At 68.2% G+C, this 16,387-nt stretch carries 11 protein-coding genes; 10 read left to right on the top strand and 1 reads right to left on the bottom strand.

All coding sequences use genetic code 11. From position 1 onward, the window contains the following. The first annotated feature begins 231 nt into the window (after positions 1-231). The 10 genes from aepX (at position 232) to J2851_RS27630 (ending at position 14,474) form a co-directional block, all read left to right on the top strand. Positions 232-1,149: a phosphoenolpyruvate mutase gene (gene aepX / locus J2851_RS27675; protein ID WP_209770405.1), complete on the top strand. Its 918-nt coding sequence runs from the start codon at positions 232-234 to the stop codon at positions 1,147-1,149. Then, entirely contained in the window at positions 1,149-2,393 is a 1,245-nt protein-coding gene (locus J2851_RS27670) for a pyridoxal phosphate-dependent aminotransferase (protein WP_209770404.1), read from the top strand. Before aepX ends, J2851_RS27670 begins: the two co-directional genes overlap by 1 nt. A gap of 29 nt (positions 2,394-2,422) precedes the next feature. Next, on the top strand, positions 2,423-3,232 hold the full coding sequence (locus tag J2851_RS27665) for a phosphocholine cytidylyltransferase family protein (protein ID WP_209770403.1): 810 nt from the start codon (positions 2,423-2,425) through the stop codon (positions 3,230-3,232). A gap of 12 nt (positions 3,233-3,244) precedes the next feature. Further along, positions 3,245-3,931, top strand: coding sequence for a YidC/Oxa1 family membrane protein insertase (locus J2851_RS27660; protein WP_209770402.1), 687 nt, complete (start codon positions 3,245-3,247; stop codon positions 3,929-3,931). After that, the gene (locus tag J2851_RS27655; protein WP_209770401.1) at positions 3,928-5,784 is read left to right on the top strand and encodes a hypothetical protein; all 1,857 of its coding nucleotides are present in this window, start codon (positions 3,928-3,930) and stop codon (positions 5,782-5,784) included. The genes J2851_RS27660 and J2851_RS27655 overlap by 4 nt, the downstream gene beginning before the upstream one ends. Before the next feature lie 40 nt (positions 5,785-5,824). Then, positions 5,825-7,096 carry a CDP-glycerol glycerophosphotransferase family protein gene (locus J2851_RS27650; RefSeq protein WP_209770400.1) on the top strand — a complete coding sequence of 424 codons (1,272 nt, stop codon included), beginning with the start codon at positions 5,825-5,827 and terminating at the stop codon, positions 7,094-7,096. 235 nt (positions 7,097-7,331) lie between these two features. Further along, complete coding sequence (locus J2851_RS27645; RefSeq protein ID WP_209770399.1) at positions 7,332-9,800, top strand: methyl-accepting chemotaxis protein; 2,469 nt, start codon at positions 7,332-7,334, stop codon at positions 9,798-9,800. 387 nt (positions 9,801-10,187) lie between these two features. Next, on the top strand, positions 10,188-11,864 hold the full coding sequence (locus tag J2851_RS27640) for a GMC family oxidoreductase (protein WP_211114460.1): 1,677 nt from the start codon (positions 10,188-10,190) through the stop codon (positions 11,862-11,864). A 52-nt stretch (positions 11,865-11,916) separates the two neighbouring features. After that, positions 11,917-12,990 (top strand): ABC transporter substrate-binding protein, encoded by a 1,074-nt coding sequence (locus J2851_RS27635; protein ID WP_209770398.1) that lies wholly within the window; start codon positions 11,917-11,919, stop codon positions 12,988-12,990. Then, entirely contained in the window at positions 12,990-14,474 is a 1,485-nt protein-coding gene (locus J2851_RS27630) for an aldehyde dehydrogenase family protein (RefSeq protein WP_307420418.1), read from the top strand. The genes J2851_RS27635 and J2851_RS27630 overlap by 1 nt, the downstream gene beginning before the upstream one ends. 332 nt (positions 14,475-14,806) lie before the next feature. On the opposite strand, the gene J2851_RS27625 is transcribed toward J2851_RS27630, so the two are convergent. Next, a complete protein-coding gene (locus J2851_RS27625) occupies positions 14,807-16,210 on the bottom strand; it encodes an FAD-binding oxidoreductase (protein ID WP_209770397.1) in 1,404 nt (467 codons plus the stop codon). Positions 16,211-16,387 lie beyond the last annotated feature (177 nt).

The raw sequence follows: 16,387 nt of genomic DNA, 5'->3' as shown, positions 1-16,387 counted from the left end.
TTGAGCACTCGGCTTCGTGAAAAGAAAAAATATCAAATTATTGTTGCATAGGCGCGTCTTCATTCTCCATTCTTGACGCGTCCTGCACGTCGCGCATCGTTGAACCCGCTCGGGCCACCGCCCGCCGGGCCGTTGCTTGCTGGCAGGTCTTCTCGCGATACGACGCGGCGCAGCCGGGAATTCCCTGAATTCCCGGGCGGGGCCGCCGTTGCCTCCAGCACGAGGATTACGATGCTGACAGTCCTTCCCAAACGCGGAATCACCGCCGACAACCGCCGCGCGTCGCTGCGACGCCTGTTGCAGCGCAAGACATGCCTGCGGATCATGGAGACGCACAGCCCGATCTCGGCCCTGCTGGCCGAAACGCTGGCCCTCGATGACGGAACGGCGGCACCCCCGGTCGAATATGACGGATTCTGGTCCAGCTCGCTGACCGATTCCACCGAACGCGGCAAGCCGGACACCGAGGCGCTCGGCATCCCGAGCCGCGTCCTGAACATCAACGAAATCTTCGAGGTGACCACCAAGCCGCTGATCATGGACGGCGACACCGGCGGCCAGCCCGAACATTTCGCCATGAACGTCCGCACCTTGGAACGGACGGGCGTTTCCGCGGTGATCATCGAGGACAAGACGGGGCTCAAGAAGAACTCCCTGCTCGGGAACGAGGTCGCGCAGCAGCAGGAAAGCATCCCGGCCTTCCGCCACAAGATCGCCACCGGCAAGGCGGCGCAGATGACCGACGACTTCATGATCATCGCGCGCGTGGAGAGCCTGATCCTCGACGCCGGGATCGAGGACGCGCTGGCGCGCTCGCTCGCCTACGTCGACGCGGGCGCCGACGGAATCATGATCCACAGCCGGAAAAAGCAGTCGGACGAGGTGTTCGAGTTCGCCCAGCGCTTCCGGTCGCACCATCGCGACGTGCCGCTCGTCTGCGTGCCGACCAGCTATTGCCAGACGCCCTTCGAGGAGCTGGAGCGGGCCGGCTTCAACATCGTCATCTACGCCAACCACATGCTGCGCTCCTCCTATCTGGCGATGCGCGACGTGGCGACGGAGATCCTGAAGAACGGCCGGTCGCTGGAGGCGGAGGACAAGTGCCTCTCCATGAACGACATCCTGGCCCTGATCCCGGGGACGCGGTGATGGCCGGCAACATCGAATCCAGCGGTGCAACCGCGCCGCGGCCGCTCGCCGGGCGCACCGCGCTCATCACGCCGCCGGGCACCTCGCGCATGCGCGTCATCGCCAACGAGCTGAAGGAGGCCGGCGTCCACGTCGTCAACTTCGCCGCCGGCGAGCTGGACGTCGACACCAGCGACGTCATCAAGGAGGCCGCCAAGGCGGCCATCGACGGCAAGCGGAACGTCTACACGCCGACGCTTGGCCTGATGCCGTTGCGCGAGCGCATCGCCGCCCAGCTGTCGGAGCGGTGCGGCACGCCCTACACCGCCGCGGAGGTCGGGGTGACGGCCGGCGCCAAGCAGGCGCTGTTCAACGCGGCCATGGTGCTGCTCGACCCCGGCGACGAGGTGATCATCCCGCAGCCCTACTGGGTGACCTTCCCGACGCAGGTGGAAATCGCCGGCGCCCGGCCGGTCTTCGTCGACACGCGGGAGACCGGCTACCGGTTGGACGTGGCGTCCATTGAGCGCGCGGTGACGCCGCGGACCAAGGCCATCGTCATCAACAGCCCGAACAACCCGACCGGCGTGATCTACGACCGCGACGCCATCGTCGGCGTCGCCGAGCTGGCCGTCCGCAACGATCTCTGGATCATCTTCGACGAGTGCTATTCGGAACTGGTTCGTCCCGGGCACGCGCACACCAACATCGTCGCCGCCTGTCCGGTCGCGAAGGATCGCACGGTCGTCGTCAATTCCTTTTCCAAAAGCCACGCGCTGACCGGCTGGCGGATCGGCTACGCCGCGGGCCCGAGCCGCGTCATCAAGGCCATGGAGAATTTGCAGGGCCACACGACGTCCAACCCCTGCAGCATCGCCCAATACGCGGTGATCGAGGCGCTGCGCAGCGGCGGCCGTGATTTCATCGACGACGTCAACCGGCGGCTGGACGAGCGGCTGGACCGCGCGCTGGCCATCGTCCACAGCATGAACGTTATGGGGGACGGCATTGGCTGCGCCCCGGCCGAGGGGGCCTTCTACCTCTTCCTCGACATCCGCTCGACGATCGGCAAGCGGCACGGCGGGCATATCATCCCCAACGTCGGCGCCTTGTGCGAACGGATCCTGAGCGAGGCCAAGGTGGCCGTCGTGCCGGGCTCCGCCTTCGGCGACCCGACCGGCATCCGGCTGTCCTACGCCATCGCCGACGAGGACGTGACCGAAGGGCTGGAACGCCTGCGCCGCTTCTTCGCCGCCGTCGAATAACGCCGTTCCGCCGTTCGAGGACACCGACCATGACTGCGATTTCCAAAGACGACTCCCCGGCCCGCTTAGGCGCCGGGGCGGGACAGACCCGCGCCATCATCCTCGCCGCCGGGCGCGGCACGCGGCTGAAGGAGAACACCGACGATCGGCCGAAATGCCTGGTCGCGGTCGCCGGCCGCCCCATCCTGTCGCGGATGCTCGACGAGCTGGGCGGGCAGGGGATCACCGACATCGTGATCGCGGTGGGCTACCGCGCCGACGACATCCGCCGGCACGTCGCCGAGCACCACCCGGCGGCGAGCGTCCGCTTCGTGGAGAACGAGCGGTATCTCCAGACCGGGTCCGTCTGTTCGCTGGCGCTTGCACTCGACGACGACGCGACCGACCGCCACCTGCTGATCGTGGAGGGCGACGTCGTTCTGGAGCCGGGGCTGTGCGGCCCCGTCCTGCGCCACATCGACACCGCTTTCGACGCAGCGACCCTGCTGGCGCCCTACGAGCCGGCCCTGTCGGGGACCTTCGCGCTGGTGGAGGACGGCCGCGTCGTCGCCTGGACGCATGAGTCGCGCCGCGGCCCCGGCTTCCCGCTCACCCAATCCTACAAGACCGTGAACATCACCCTGGTGAAGCAGGGGCTGCCCGCAAGGCGCCTGCGCGACGCCGTTCTGGCCACCATCGCCGCCTGCGGCGCGACCGCCCCGCTGGAATACGCCATGCAGGCGCTGGTGGTGGACGGGCTGCGCATCGCCGCGGTCCCCGTGGACGGCGCCCGCTGGTACGAGGTCGACACGCCCGACGAGCTGGCCATCGCCAACGGCCTGTTCGCCGCAACCCGCTGAGCCCGCACCACCATGGTCGAGTTGCTGCACCTGATCTTCATCGCTCCGCTGGAAACCGCGCTGCTGTGGGTTCTGCGGAGCGCCTATGCGCTCACCGGCAGTTACGGCGCCGCCATCATCCTGCTGAGCCTCGCCTTCAACATCCTGCTGCTTCCCTTCTACTATTACGCCGAGACGGTGCAGAACCGCGAGCGCGCGGTCCAGAAGCGGCTGGCGCCGAAGGTGGAGGAGTTCCGCGCCGTCTTCACCGGGCAGGAGCGGTACATGATGCTCCGCACGCTGTACCGGCAGAACGGCTATCACCCGGTCTACGCGCTGCGCAGCCTGCTGCCGTTGGCTATGCAGGTGCCGTTCTTCATCGCCACCTTCGGGCTTCTCTCCAGCTTCGCGCCGCTGAACGGCCAGCCCTTCCTGCTGTTCGCCGATCTCGGCCGGCCGGACGGGCTGCTGGGCGGCGTCAACCTGATGCCCTTCGTCATGACGGCGGCCAACCTCGCGTCCGGCCTCGTCTACACGCGAAGCCTGACCCGCCGCGACCGGACGCAGACCTGGATCGTCGCGGGGATTTTCCTGGTCCTGCTCTACGGCTCCCCGGTCGGGCTGGTGCTGTACTGGACCGTCAGCAACCTCTTCTCCCTCGCCAAGAATTGCGTCTACGCACAGCTCGGCCGCCGGCCGCGCATGGAGTTCGCACAATGATCAAGGACTTGCTCTCCCAGGCGCACGCGCAGGCGCAGGCCCGGGGCTATGCCGTCTATCTGCTGGTGTTCCTGGCGCTCGCCGTCTTCCTGTTCGTCAGCACGCCCATCGTCCTCACCGGGCTGGAGGACAATGTGGACGGCATGGCGGGCTACGTCGCCTATTTCCTGGCCGCGGCGGTGGTGATCCTGCTTGTGCTCATGGGCGCTGCGACGGCGCTCTACACCCTGGCGCCACCGGCGGTCCGGACGGGCCTGATCCTGCTGTTCCTGGCGCTGCTGTGCCAAGCGGCCCTCTACACCTTCCTGTTCACGAAGGACTACGGGGTTCTGGACAACTTCGTGTTCGCCAAGCCCGACGCGCTGGCCGTCTCCGGGGCGGAGGCGGCGCTGGACCTGGGCATCCTCGCCGCGTCGCTGGCCGTCGCGGCGGTCGCGCTGGCGCGCTTTCCCGGGGCGCTGTCCAACCTGCTGGTCATCTTCATCCTCTCGAACCTGGCCTACGCGGGGATGAGCCTGGGCACCATCGTCGAGCGGACGAGCAAGCCGTCCGACCAGGTGACCAAGCCCGGCACGACCTTCTTCCATTATTCGAAGAACGACCGGAACATCGTGCTGATCTTCGTGGACGGCTCGATGAGCGGCTACATCCCGGAGATCCTGCGCGACCGGCCGGACCTCGCCAAGTCCTTCCCCGGCTTCACCTGGTATTCGAACGTCGTCGCCACCGCGAACCGGACCATCAGCGGCATCGCCCCGCTGTTCGGCGGCTTCGACTACACCGTCTCCGCCATCAACGCGAAGCCGGGACCGTCCTTGCAGGACAAGCTCTCCCCGGCCTACGCGGTCTACGTCGATAACTTCCACGAGAAGGGCTACGACGTCCTCTACTCCGACCCGTCCTGGTACGGGTTCGAGCGGAAGGGCAATTGCGAGCGCTTCAACGAGACCATCGGGAAGGACAACAAGGCGCGCTGCATCCACACGCTGGGCAAGAACATCGCCGACCGGCGCAAGGTCTTCGAGGATCCCGACCAGTTCTTCTCCGGCCTGCTGAAGCAGTACGCCGTCCTGTCGCTGTTCAAGGCGGCCCCGCTGTCGCTGAAGGACGCGATCTACGGCAACGGGCAGTGGCTGGGCTGGTCCTACGCCTGGAAGAAGAAGGAAGACAAGTACCTGCGCAGCTATTTCAGCCTCGCGGTGCTCGGCGACGTGTCGGCGACGGACGCCCCGCGCAAGACCTTCACCTTCATCGGCAACGAGATGACGCGTGCGCCGCTGCTGGTGCGCGACACCTGCATCCCGGACCGCAGGCTGGAACCGGCGGAGGCCGACCTGAAGCGGTTCCGCACGCCCGAGACCACCGCCTTCTATCACACCCACAAATGCGAGATGCAGGAACTCGCCAAATACATGGACTGGTTCCGCGAGCGCGGGATCTACGACAACACGATGATCGTGCTGGTGTCCGACCATGGCTGGAAGTCGCACAACCCCATGTTCACCGGGCCCATGTTCGACGGGCTTGAGAACCAGTCGGTCTATTCGATGTTCCAGGCCTTCCTGATGGTGAAGCCCTTCGGGTCGAGCGGGCCGTTGCAGGAATCGAAGGAGTTCATCTCCAACGCCAACGTCACGGGAATGCTCTGCCAGACCATCGGCGGCTGCGTCGACCGGGCGTCGGGCAAGACCATCACCGACCGCAAGCTGGAGGGCGTGGTCACGATGCACGAGACGCCGTGGCAGCCCACCGGCCAGAAGGCCGACAGCTTCGTGACCGAGCGGACCTACGAAGTCCACGACGACATGCACAACCCCGCGAACTGGACGCTGCCCAAGGCTGCGTCGAAGTAAAGATCCTGCCCGTCATACCTTCGCCCGGAGACCGTTTGCCATGTTCAAGCACTCGCTGCCCCTCGTCGTCGGCTACCTGGATCCGGGGACCGGCAGCCTGCTGTTTTCCGTGATCATGGGGGTCGTCACCACCGCCTATTTCCTGCTGAAGGGGCTGTACTACAAGGTGCTGGGCGTCGTCTTCGGCGCGCTGGGGTGGAAGAGCCCGGTCCATGAGGAGGAGCATCCCCTCGTCCTCTATTCGGAAGGGCGGCAGTATTTCAGCAGCTTCCAGCCCTTGCTGGCGGAACTGGAACGGCGCGGGCGCCCGTGCCTGTTCCTGACCTCCGATCCGGAGGATCCCGGCCTCCAGCTCGCCAGCGGCACGATCCGGACGGCGTGCATCGGGGCCGGCCACGCGGCCTGGCGGCGGCTCAACACGCTGAAGGCCGACCTCTGCCTGATGACCACCCCCGGTCTCGACGTGCTCCAGATCAAGCGGTCGAAGGGCGTCGCCCATTACGCACACCTGATCCACGCGCCGACGGACAAGGCCTTCAACCGGGCCTTCTCCTTCGACTATTTCGACTCCGTGCTCGTCTGCGGCGACCACCAGGTGAGGACGCTCCGCGTCCTCGAACAGCGGCGCGGGACGAAAGCCAAGGACCTCATCGATTGCGGCTGCGTCTATTACGACTTCATGAAGGAGAGGCTGGCCGGGCTGCCGGTGCGGCAAGGGCAGGGGGGCGGGCCGGCCTCCGTCCTCGTCGCCCCGACCTGGGGGCGCAACGGCCTGCTGCGCCGGTACGGCGCCCGCATCCTGCGCCCGCTGCTCGACGCGGGCCTGACGGTGACCGTCCGCCCGCACCCACAGAGCCCCATCTCCGAGCCGGAGGTGATCGCCGACCTGCGCGGGCAGCTGGCCGCGTACCCCAACCTCCGCTGGGACCTGAGCAGCGATCCGATCCAGGCGATGGCGGCGTCCGACGTCATGCTGTCCGACATCTCCGGCGTGATCTTCGACTATGCCTTCCTCTTCGAGAAGCCCGTGCTGACCGTCGCCTTCACGCCCGACAAGCGCGGCATGGAGGCCAGCGACCTGCCCTACGAGCCCTGGGAGCTGACGGTGCTGGACAGCATCGGGCGCCAGCTGAATGAGGAGGATTTCGACCGCCTGCCGGACATCGTCGCGTCCATGGCGGCCAGCGACGAGTCCCGGGCGGCCATCCGCGATCTGCGGGCGCGCAGCGTGTCGCATTTCGGCAGCGCCACGCCGCGGGTGGTGGACGCCATCGAGACCATGCTCGACCGGGTCAAGGCGGAGCGCGCGTGAATGCCCGGTCTGTTGGGTGACTCGCAGATTGCTCCGCGAAGTGTGGGATCGTCCTTTCAAGGCGCGTCTCTTGTCGTCCCGTTCGTTTGAAAAAACGGAGCGTCGGGACGTTCGCACGTTGTGAAAGTCCGGCAAAACCTGCCGACTTCTGCCTGTGACCGGTTTGGCACAGGGATTGCCTAGACATGGGAGGGAAAACACCAGTCATTCAAAACAATAACGAGGGTGGCGCGGTATGCGCGACAATGGTCATATCACCAACAGAGAAGTCGAATTCCCGGACGGTGTTCTGCTTGTCTCGCGAACGGATGCCAAGGGGCGTATTACCTTTGTGAACAAAGCCTTTGTGGACATCAGCGGCTTTTCCACCACAGAGCTTATCGGCGCACCGCACAACGTGGTGCGCCATCCGGACATGCCGCGGGAGGCCTTCGCCAACCTGTGGGAGACGATCAAGTCCGGCCATTCCTGGGAAGGGCTGGTCAAGAACCGGACCAAGACCGGCGACCATTACTGGGTCAAGGCCAACGTCACGCCGATGGCGGAGGACGGCAGCGTCACCGAATTCATTTCCGTCCGTTCCAAGCCGTCCCGCGAGGAGGTGGCGGAGGCCGAGCGCGTCTACGCCGCGATCCGGTCCGGCGGCAAGGAATACGCGCTGGCCGACGGGCGCATCGTGCGCCGCACACTCGGCAGCCGGCTGAAGACGCTCGCCAACAGCATCACCGGACGCCTTGCCGCGGTGTCCGCGGCGGCGATCGCCGGCATGGTCCTGATCGGGGGGATCGGCCTGTTCGGCATGAACGCCTCCAACCAGGCGCTGATGTCGGTCTACGAGGACGACACGATCCACGCGAACCGGATTTCCGACCTCCTCGGCTCCATGCGCGACAACCTTCAGCAGATCGCCTTCCTGGCCTTCGATCTGCGCAGCGGAGACAAGGCGGCCGTGGAGCCGCGCATCGCGGCCGTTCGTGCCAATCAGGCGTCGATCGCCGAGCAATGGCGGACGATCCTGGCGGCGACGGAGCCCGGCGAGGAGATGGCGGTGGCGACCCGTGTCGCGGACCGGCGCGCCGCCTTCGACGAGAAGGGGGTGGAACCGTCCCTCGCCCTGGCGCGGGAAGGCAATGTCGAGGGGCTGGAACGGCACCTGCACGACACGGCCCTTCCGCTGCTCCAGGCCGCGCAGGAGGCCAACGCCGAGTTCCTCGCCATGCAGCTGGACACGGCGAAGCAGACGTTCGAGGCGGCGGAGGACAGCTTCCACAGCCGGGTGTTCTGGGCCTCGGCCTTCCTCCTCGTCTGCATCGGCCTGGCGGTCGCCTCCTGCTTCGGCATCCTGGCGTCGATCCGCCGGCCGCAGCGGATGGTGGAGCGGCATCTGGACGCCATCGCGAACGGCGACCTGACGTCGCGGCTGCCCTTCTCGGACGTGGCGGAATTCACCCGCATCGGCGCGCAGATCCGGATGGTGAAGGCGAAGATCGGCTACGCCGTCCAGGAGCGCGAGGAACGCCAGCGCCAGGCCGAGGAGGAGCGGATCCACGCCCTGCAAGGCATGGCGGACACGGTGGAGCGTGAAGCCGGCAGCGCCGTGGAGCAGGTGGTGCTGCGCACCGGTACCATGGCGCAGGACGCCAACGGCATGGCCGGGTCGGCGGAGCGCGTCAGCGTCAACGCGCAGAACGTGGCCGCGGCGGCCGAACAGGCCCTGTCCAACGCCCAGACCGTGGCCGCCGCCGCGGAGGAGCTGGCGGCTTCCATCAGCGAGATCGCGTCGCAGATCGCCCATTCCAACAGGGTGGCGCGCCGCGCGGTGGACACCGCGCGGCGCACCCAGGACACCATCCAATCGCTGGCGAACGCGGTCGGGCGCATCGGCGACGTGGCGCAGCTGATCCAGAACATCGCGAACCAGACCAACCTGCTGGCCCTGAACGCGACCATCGAGGCGGCGCGCGCCGGCGAGGCCGGGAAGGGCTTCGCCGTCGTCGCCCAGGAGGTGAAGAACCTGGCGAACCAGACCGCCCGCTCCACCGACGAGATCACCCGCCAGATCGCGGAAATCCAGGACGTGACCCGCACCGCCGTCGCCGCCGTGGCCGAGATCGGCGGGACCATCGGAGAGATGGACGAGATCTCGGCCGCCATCGCCGCCGCGATGGAGGAACAGTCCGCGGCCACGCAGGAGATCAGCCGCAACGTGGCGGAAACATCCAGCGCCGCGCGGGAGGTGTCGGCGCGCATCGCCCTGGTGTCCCAGGATGCCGACCAGACCGGGTCCCAGGCAGCCCATATGCGCCAGGGCTCGGCCGCGGTGGCGGTCAGCATCGCGGAGCTCCGGCGCGTTCTGGTCCGCGTGGTGCGTACCTCCACCGGCGACGCCGACCGCCGGCGCCAGCCGCGCTACCGCGTGGACGAGCCCTGCGTGGTGACCATCGGCGGCCGTTCCCAGGCCGCGCGGGTGCTGGACCTCTCGGCAAGCGGCGCGAAGATCGCCGGGCTGGAGGGCATGGCGGCGGCCGGTCGCGGCACGCTGCGCCTGGACCGCTACGGCGCCCAGGTCTCGTTCGACATCCGGGACCTGGACTCCGGGGCGGCCTGCGTCGCGTTCGCCGAGGCCGACCCGATGCTGGGGTCCTTCCGCACCGTCGTCGACCGGCTCACCCAGGGATGCCGCCCGATCGACAAGGCTGCCTGAACCGTCCACACCGATCCACCCACACAGGCGCGGTCGCACCCCACCGCCCTGCCGACGGGAAACAACCCGCCGGCAGGGCGGTGCCCGTTTCGGGGTCCGGCTTCCAAAGGTTTCCGCATGGCAGCCATGCGTCAGAGTGACGCCGCGTCAATTTGACACGTCAACAAACGACGCGCAGCATATCTGTAAGCAGACAGCGTATTCGCATAGAATACAAGGCGCCAACCAAGAAAACAACAACGGCGGCTCTGCTCGGCAGAGAGCAAAAAGCCGAAGAGGACGGTGGTTTCTCCACCATGGGTTTGCGAATGGGCAGGGACGCGTTCGGGCGCGCCGCCGCGTGCGGCTGCGCCGTGGACCCGGCGCGTCCGCCGGACAGGAGGGGTTTTGGACAACGACGTCGAGACATCCGGCGTGGGGGGGACGCGCGCGCCGGACTTTGACTTCATCATCGTCGGCGCCGGTTCGGCGGGCTGCATCCTGGCCAACCGGTTGTCCGCCGATCCGGGCACGCGGGTTCTCCTGCTCGAAGCGGGCGGGCGGGATCGGGATCCCTGGCTGCACATCCCGGCCGGCTATTACCGCAACGCCTACAACCCGCGCTACAACTGGAGCTATCAGACCGAGCCGGTGCCGGGCCTCGGCGGCCGCAGCGTGGCGTGGCCGCGCGGCAAGGTCCTGGGCGGGTCGAGCGCCATCAACGGCCTGATCTACATCCGCGGACAGCGGCAGGACTATGATGGCTGGGCGCAGCGCGGCAACAGCGGCTGGTCCTACGACGACGTGCTGCCCTATTTCCGGAAGGCGGAGAACCAGGAGCGTGGCGCCGACGTCTTCCATGGCGTGGGCGGGCCGGTGGACGTGTCCGACATCCGCATGCGCCACGACCTGTACGACGCCTTCCTCGACGCCGCGGTCGCGCTGGGCTACCCGCGCAACGACGACTTCAACGGCGCCGAACAGGAAGGGGCCGGCGCCTACCAGATGACCGTCGGGAAGTGGCGCCGGTCGAGCACCTCGGTCGCCTACCTCCGTCCGGCCATGAAGCGGCCGAACCTCCGCGTCGAGACCCGCGCCCTCGCCCTGCGCGTCCTGCTGGACGGGCGCCGCGCGGTGGGCATCGAGTACCGGCAGGACGGGACCGTCCGGCGCGCCCGCGCCAACCGCGAGGTGATCCTGGCCGGCGGCGCCATCAATTCCCCGCACCTGCTGCAATTGTCCGGGATCGGTCCGGCCGATGTGCTGGCGGCGCACGGCGTGCCCGTCGTGCACGACCTGCCGGGGGTGGGGCGGAACCTTCAGGACCATCTGAGCGCCCGCGTCATGTACCGCTGCGCCCAGCCCAACACCGTCAACGAGATCTTCCACAGCTGGCCGCGGCGCCTGGCCGAGGGGATCAAGTACCTGACGCAGCGGCGCGGATTGCTGATGATGGCCGGCGGGCCCGTCGGCCTGTTCGCGCGCACCGGCCCGCACCTCGCCTCCCCGGACGTGCAGTTCCATTTCCTGGCCTGGAGCCTCGACCGGCCGGGCGGGCCGATGCACCGCTTCCCCGGCTGCACCATCAGCTGCGTGCCCTGCCGTCCGCTCAGCCGCGGCTGGCTGGAGCTGGCGTCGCCCGATCCCGAGGCAGCACCGCGCATCCAGCCCAACTACCTGCACGAGGAGGCCGACCGCCGGACCATGGTCGAGGGGTTGCGCATCGCGCGCTCCCTCTTCCAGACGGAGCCGCTTAGCGGATGCGTGACCGAGGAGCTGCTGCCCGGCCCGGCGACGCAGTCCGACGAGGAATGGCTGCACCATGTCCGCTCGGTCGCCGGGACCGGCGCGCACGCCAGCGGCACCTGCCGGATGGGGCCGGATCCCATGAGCGTCGTGGACAACCGGCTGCGGGTCCACGGCATCGACGGGCTGCGGGTGATCGACGCGTCCATCATGCCGACCGTGGTGTCCGGCAACACGAACGCCGCGGCGATGATGATCGGCGAGAAGGGAGCCGACCTCGTCCTGGAGGACGGCCAGTCCGCCTCCCGCCCGGCGATGGCATTCGCGGTTTCCCCCTGAACGACGAATCCTCAAGAACGAACGGCCCAATAATCAACGGGAGGTGTGTCCCATGCTACGGCACCACGCGTCCGGCACCGCCGGCATTCCACGCCGGACCATCCTGAAGGCCGGCGCCGCCGCCGGCGCCCTGGTCGCCGCCCCGTTCGTCCGGACGGCGTCGGCGCAGGAGAAGACCCTCTACGTCAACACCTGGGGCGGCGTGTGGGAACAGTCGGCCAAGAAGCACATCTTCGATCCGTTCACCCGCGACACCGGGGTCGAGATCCGCACGGTGTCGCCGGTCTCCTTCGCCAAGCTCGCCGCGCAGACCCGCTCGGGCGTGTACGAGTTCGACGTGACGACGCTCGGTGCCGCGGAGATTATGCGCGCGAACGACGCCAAGCTCATCGAGCCCATCGAGGGTGCGCCGATCGACGCCTCCAAGCTGTGGAAGGGGGCCGTTTTCCTGAACGGCGTCGGGTTCGACTGCTTCGCCACGGTGATCGCCTACCGCGCCGACCGCTTTCCCAACGGCGGGCCGCAGAGCTGGGCGGATTTCTGGAACGTCGAGCGCTTTCCGGGCACCCGCAGCCTGCAACGCTACGCCGGGCGCATCCTGCCGCTCGCCCTGCTGGCGGACGGGGTGCCGGTCGACAAGCTCTACCCGCTCGACCTGCCGCGGGCCTTCGCCTCGTTGAACCGCATCAAGCCGCACGTCCGCGTCTGGTGGACGCAGGGCCAGCAATCCCAGCAGCTGCTTCGCGATGGCGAGGTGGACATGATCGGGATCTGGCAGGGGCGCGTGTTCGAGCTGATCGACCAGGGTCATCCGATCCGCATGACCTGGAACCAGGCGGAGATCGACAAGGGTTACTGGGTGGTGGCGAAGGGAACGCCGCGCCGGGACATCGCCTGGAGGTTCATCGAGAGCGCCTGCGATCCCGAGCGTCAGGCGAACTTCGCCCGCGACGCGCTCACCAGCCCGGTCAACCCGAAAGCCTTCGCGTTCATCGGCGGCAAGGACGCCGAGCGCATGGCCACCGCGCCCGCCAACTACCCGCAGGCCTTCGAGCAGGACATCCTGAACTTCGGCGGCGACCTGCAGGACCAGACGCGCCGGTTCGAGCAGTGGATCGCCAGCTGATGACCCAAGCCCAGCGGACGGGATCGCCATCCACGCCCTTCGACACCTTGAAGGCGGAGCGTTTGGCCATGGTCTACATCGACGGCGCCTGGGTGGCGCCGCAGGGCGGGACGTCCCACGCCGTGATCAACCCGGCGACCGAGGAGCCGGTGGCCCGGATCGCGCTCGGCACGGCGGCCGACGTCGACCTCGCGGTCGCGGCGGCCCGGCGGGCGTTCCCCGCCTTTGCCGGATCCAGCCGGGCCGACCGGATCGCCCTGCTGCGCCGCGTCGCCGACGTCTTCGCGACACGCCGCGAGGAGATGGCCCGCATCCTGACGATGGAGATGGGCGGCCCGCTGAAGCGGACGCTCGGTTACCAGACCGCGGCCGGGCAAACCCACCTGGACGAGATCGTCCGGGTGCTGGAGACCTACCGGTTCGAGGAACGGCGCGGCCGCACGGTGATCCGGCGCGAACCCATCGGCGTGTGCGGCCTGATCACGCCGTGGAACGCGCCGGTGATGCAGATCCTGACCAAGGTCGCCCCGGCGCTGGCGGCCGGCTGCACGATGGTCCTGAAGCCGAGCGAGCTCGCCCCGTTCAGCGCGATGCTGTTCACGGAAATCCTGCACGAGGCCGGGGTTCCGAAGGGCGTGTTCAACCTGGTCAACGGCGACGGGCCGACGGTCGGGGAGGCGCTGGCGCGCCATCCGGACGTGGACATGATTTCCTTCACCGGATCGACCCGCGCCGGCGTCCGCGTCGCCGAGGCCGCCGCCCCGACCGTGAAGCGCGTCCACCAGGAGCTTGGCGGCAAGGCGGCGAACATCCTGCTGCCCGACTCCGACCTGGAGGAGGCCGTCGTCCGGGGCGTGCAGTCCTGCTTCGGCAACAGCGGCCAGTCCTGCATTGCGCCGGCCCGGCTCCTGGTTCCAAAGGACCAGGCCAACCGCGCCGCCGCCATCGCGGCGGCCGCTGCGGAGACGTTGCGCGTCGGCGATCCCATGGATCCGGCGACCGACCTCGGTCCCCTGGTGAGCCGGGCGCAGTTCGACCGCGTGCAGGAGCTGATCGCGGCCGGCATCGCCGAAGGCGCCACGCTGGTCGCCGGCGGGCTCGGCCGCCCCGACGGGCTGACCCGCGGTTACTTCGCGCGCCCGACCGTGTTCGCCGATGTGGTCCCGGGCATGCTGATCGAGCGCGAGGAGATCTTCGGTCCCGTGGTCACCATCATCGCCTATGACAGCGTGGAGCAGGCGATCGCCATCGCCAACGACACGCCCTACGGTCTGGCGGCCTATGTGCAGTCCCGCGACCCGTCGCGCGCGGAGGCGGTCGCCGCGCGCCTGCGCTGCGGCTACGTCTACCTGAACGGCGCCGGACCGGATTATTCGGCGCCCTTCGGCGGGTGGAAGCAGTCCGGCAACGGGCGGGAATACGGCGAATGGGGCCTGGACGCCTTCCTGGAACTGAAGACGGTCGTCGGCGCGGCACCGGGCTGATCCCCACCCGGAGACTACGGTATGCACACATGTTTGTATACGGTAAGTATTTGAAAATGCAGCAAAATTCCCCTCTCCCCTTGGGGGAGAGGGTGGGGTGAGGGGTCGTTACGGGCGGCAGCCCGGAGAAAAGCTCGTTTTCGGTCGCCTGCTGTTGTTCCCGGCCGGCCAGAGGCCGGCGCCACCCTCACCCCAACCCCTCTCCCCTCAAGGGAGAGGGGCTTTTTTCCTCACCGTATCAGCCACTTGCCGGCTACGCGCGATGCGTGCATACCGTAGCATCCGGAGAGGGGCGACCGCGGGGCGCAGCGCGCGCCCCGCGGTCATGCCGGTCACGCGGTGACCGGGTCGACGACCTTGCCGGGGTTGAGGATTCCGTTCGGATCGAGGGCGGCCTTGACGGTCCGCATCAGCGCGATCGCCTCCGGGCTCACCGAATAGGGAAGGAACTCCTTCTTCAGCACGCCGATGCCATGCTCCGCCGAGACGGAGCCGTGGAACTCCTGCACGGCCTCGTAGACGACCACGTCGATGGCGTGGACCGGCAGCGGATCCTCCGCCACCTTCACGCCGATGTGGATGTTGCCGTCGGCCACATGCCCGAAATACACCGATTCCGCGTCCGGCCAGCGCGCCGCCAGCCGGTCCTGGCAGAGCGTGACGAACTCCCCGATGCGGCCGACCGGGATGCTGACGTCGAAGCCGACGGCGGGCGCGATGATCCTGCCGAACTCGCCGCAGGTGTCGCGGATGGTCCAGAAGGCCGCGGTCTGCTCCCCGGATTGCGCGAGGACGGCGTCGGCGACGATCCCGTCCTCGAAGCTCCGCTGCAGGATCGCCTCGAAGCGCTCCTGGTCCGGCGCCTGGTCGCTGCCCATCGCCTCCACCAGCACATAGGCGCCGTGCCCGTGCGGCAGGGGTGCCGGGCGGCCCAAGGCCGCCTCCGCCCTGCGGTAGACCTCCGGCCACATCACCTCGAAGGCCGACAGCGTGCCGCCGAGCCGTTCGCGCGCCAGCCGCAGCAGGCGGAGGACGGCGTCGTAATCCGCCACCGCGCACAGCGCGGTGCAGACGCTGCGCGGCTTCGGGTGCAGGCGCAGGACCGCGCGGGTGACCACGCCCAGCGTTCCCTCCGTGCCGATGAACAGGTGCTTCAGGTCGTAGCCGGCGTTGTTCTTCAGCATCTTGTTGAGCGACGTCACCACCGTGCCGTCGGCCAGAACCACCTCCAGCCCCAGCACGAGGTCGCGCATCATGCCGTAGCGCAGGACGCGGTTGCCGCCCGCGTTGGTCGACAGGTTGCCGCCGATCAGGCAGGAACCGCGCGCGCCGAGGTCGAGCGGGAACAGGAGCCCCGCGGCGTCCGCCGCCTCCTGCACGGTTTGCAGGGTGACGCCGGCCTGGACCGTCATGGTGCCGGCGTCGGTGTCCACCTCCTCGATCGCGCGCATGCGCTCCATGGAGAGCACGACGCAGCCGTCCACCGGGGTGGCGCCGCCGGCAAGCCCGGTCAGCCCGCCCTGCACGACGACCGGCCGCCGGTGCGCCTGGCAGAGGCGCAGCACCGCCGAGACCTCCTCGGCGTTGCGGGGGTAGACCACGGCGAGCGGGGCACCGTCCGGCGGCATCTCGACCGTCCAGTCATGGCGGTGCCGGGGATCGACATCGGCCCCGACCCGGACGCCGCCCGGACCGATCCGCGCCAGCAGCTCCTCCGCAAAGTTCGAAATCGCCATTCCGTGTCTCGTTTCGTTTCTCGTCCATCAACTTCTGGAACGACCGTCATCCCCGCGAAGGCGGGGATCCAGAAAACTCCGCACAACGGTGCTTGTGTGGGCTGGATCCCCGCCTTCGCGGGGATGACGGAAATCTTAACCTATGACCAAACGTCCTTCACGCGATCGCCCTAAGAC

Origin of the sequence: Azospirillum rugosum, assembly GCF_017876155.1 — a bacterium.
Taxonomy (GTDB): domain Bacteria; phylum Pseudomonadota; class Alphaproteobacteria; order Azospirillales; family Azospirillaceae; genus Azospirillum; species Azospirillum rugosum.
The sequence above is the reverse complement of the archived record's forward strand: the minus strand, read 5'-3'. Positions and strand labels throughout refer to the sequence as shown.

Excerpts from the sequence above, each read along its gene's own strand:
- aepX (WP_209770405.1), top strand. The coding sequence starts at position 232 with ATGCTGACAGTCCTTCCCAAACGCGGAATCACCGCCGACAACCGCCGC.
- J2851_RS27670 (WP_209770404.1), top strand. The coding sequence starts at position 1,149 with ATGGCCGGCAACATCGAATCCAGCGGTGCAACCGCGCCGCGGCCGCTC.
- J2851_RS27665 (WP_209770403.1), top strand. The coding sequence starts at position 2,423 with ATGACTGCGATTTCCAAAGACGACTCCCCGGCCCGCTTAGGCGCCGGG.
- J2851_RS27660 (WP_209770402.1), top strand. The coding sequence starts at position 3,245 with ATGGTCGAGTTGCTGCACCTGATCTTCATCGCTCCGCTGGAAACCGCG.
- J2851_RS27655 (WP_209770401.1), top strand. The coding sequence starts at position 3,928 with ATGATCAAGGACTTGCTCTCCCAGGCGCACGCGCAGGCGCAGGCCCGG.
- J2851_RS27650 (WP_209770400.1), top strand. The coding sequence starts at position 5,825 with ATGTTCAAGCACTCGCTGCCCCTCGTCGTCGGCTACCTGGATCCGGGG.
- J2851_RS27645 (WP_209770399.1), top strand. The coding sequence starts at position 7,332 with ATGCGCGACAATGGTCATATCACCAACAGAGAAGTCGAATTCCCGGAC.
- J2851_RS27635 (WP_209770398.1), top strand. The coding sequence starts at position 11,917 with ATGCTACGGCACCACGCGTCCGGCACCGCCGGCATTCCACGCCGGACC.
- J2851_RS27630 (WP_307420418.1), top strand. The coding sequence starts at position 12,990 with ATGACCCAAGCCCAGCGGACGGGATCGCCATCCACGCCCTTCGACACC.
- J2851_RS27625 (WP_209770397.1), bottom strand. The coding sequence starts at position 16,210 with ATGGCGATTTCGAACTTTGCGGAGGAGCTGCTGGCGCGGATCGGTCCG.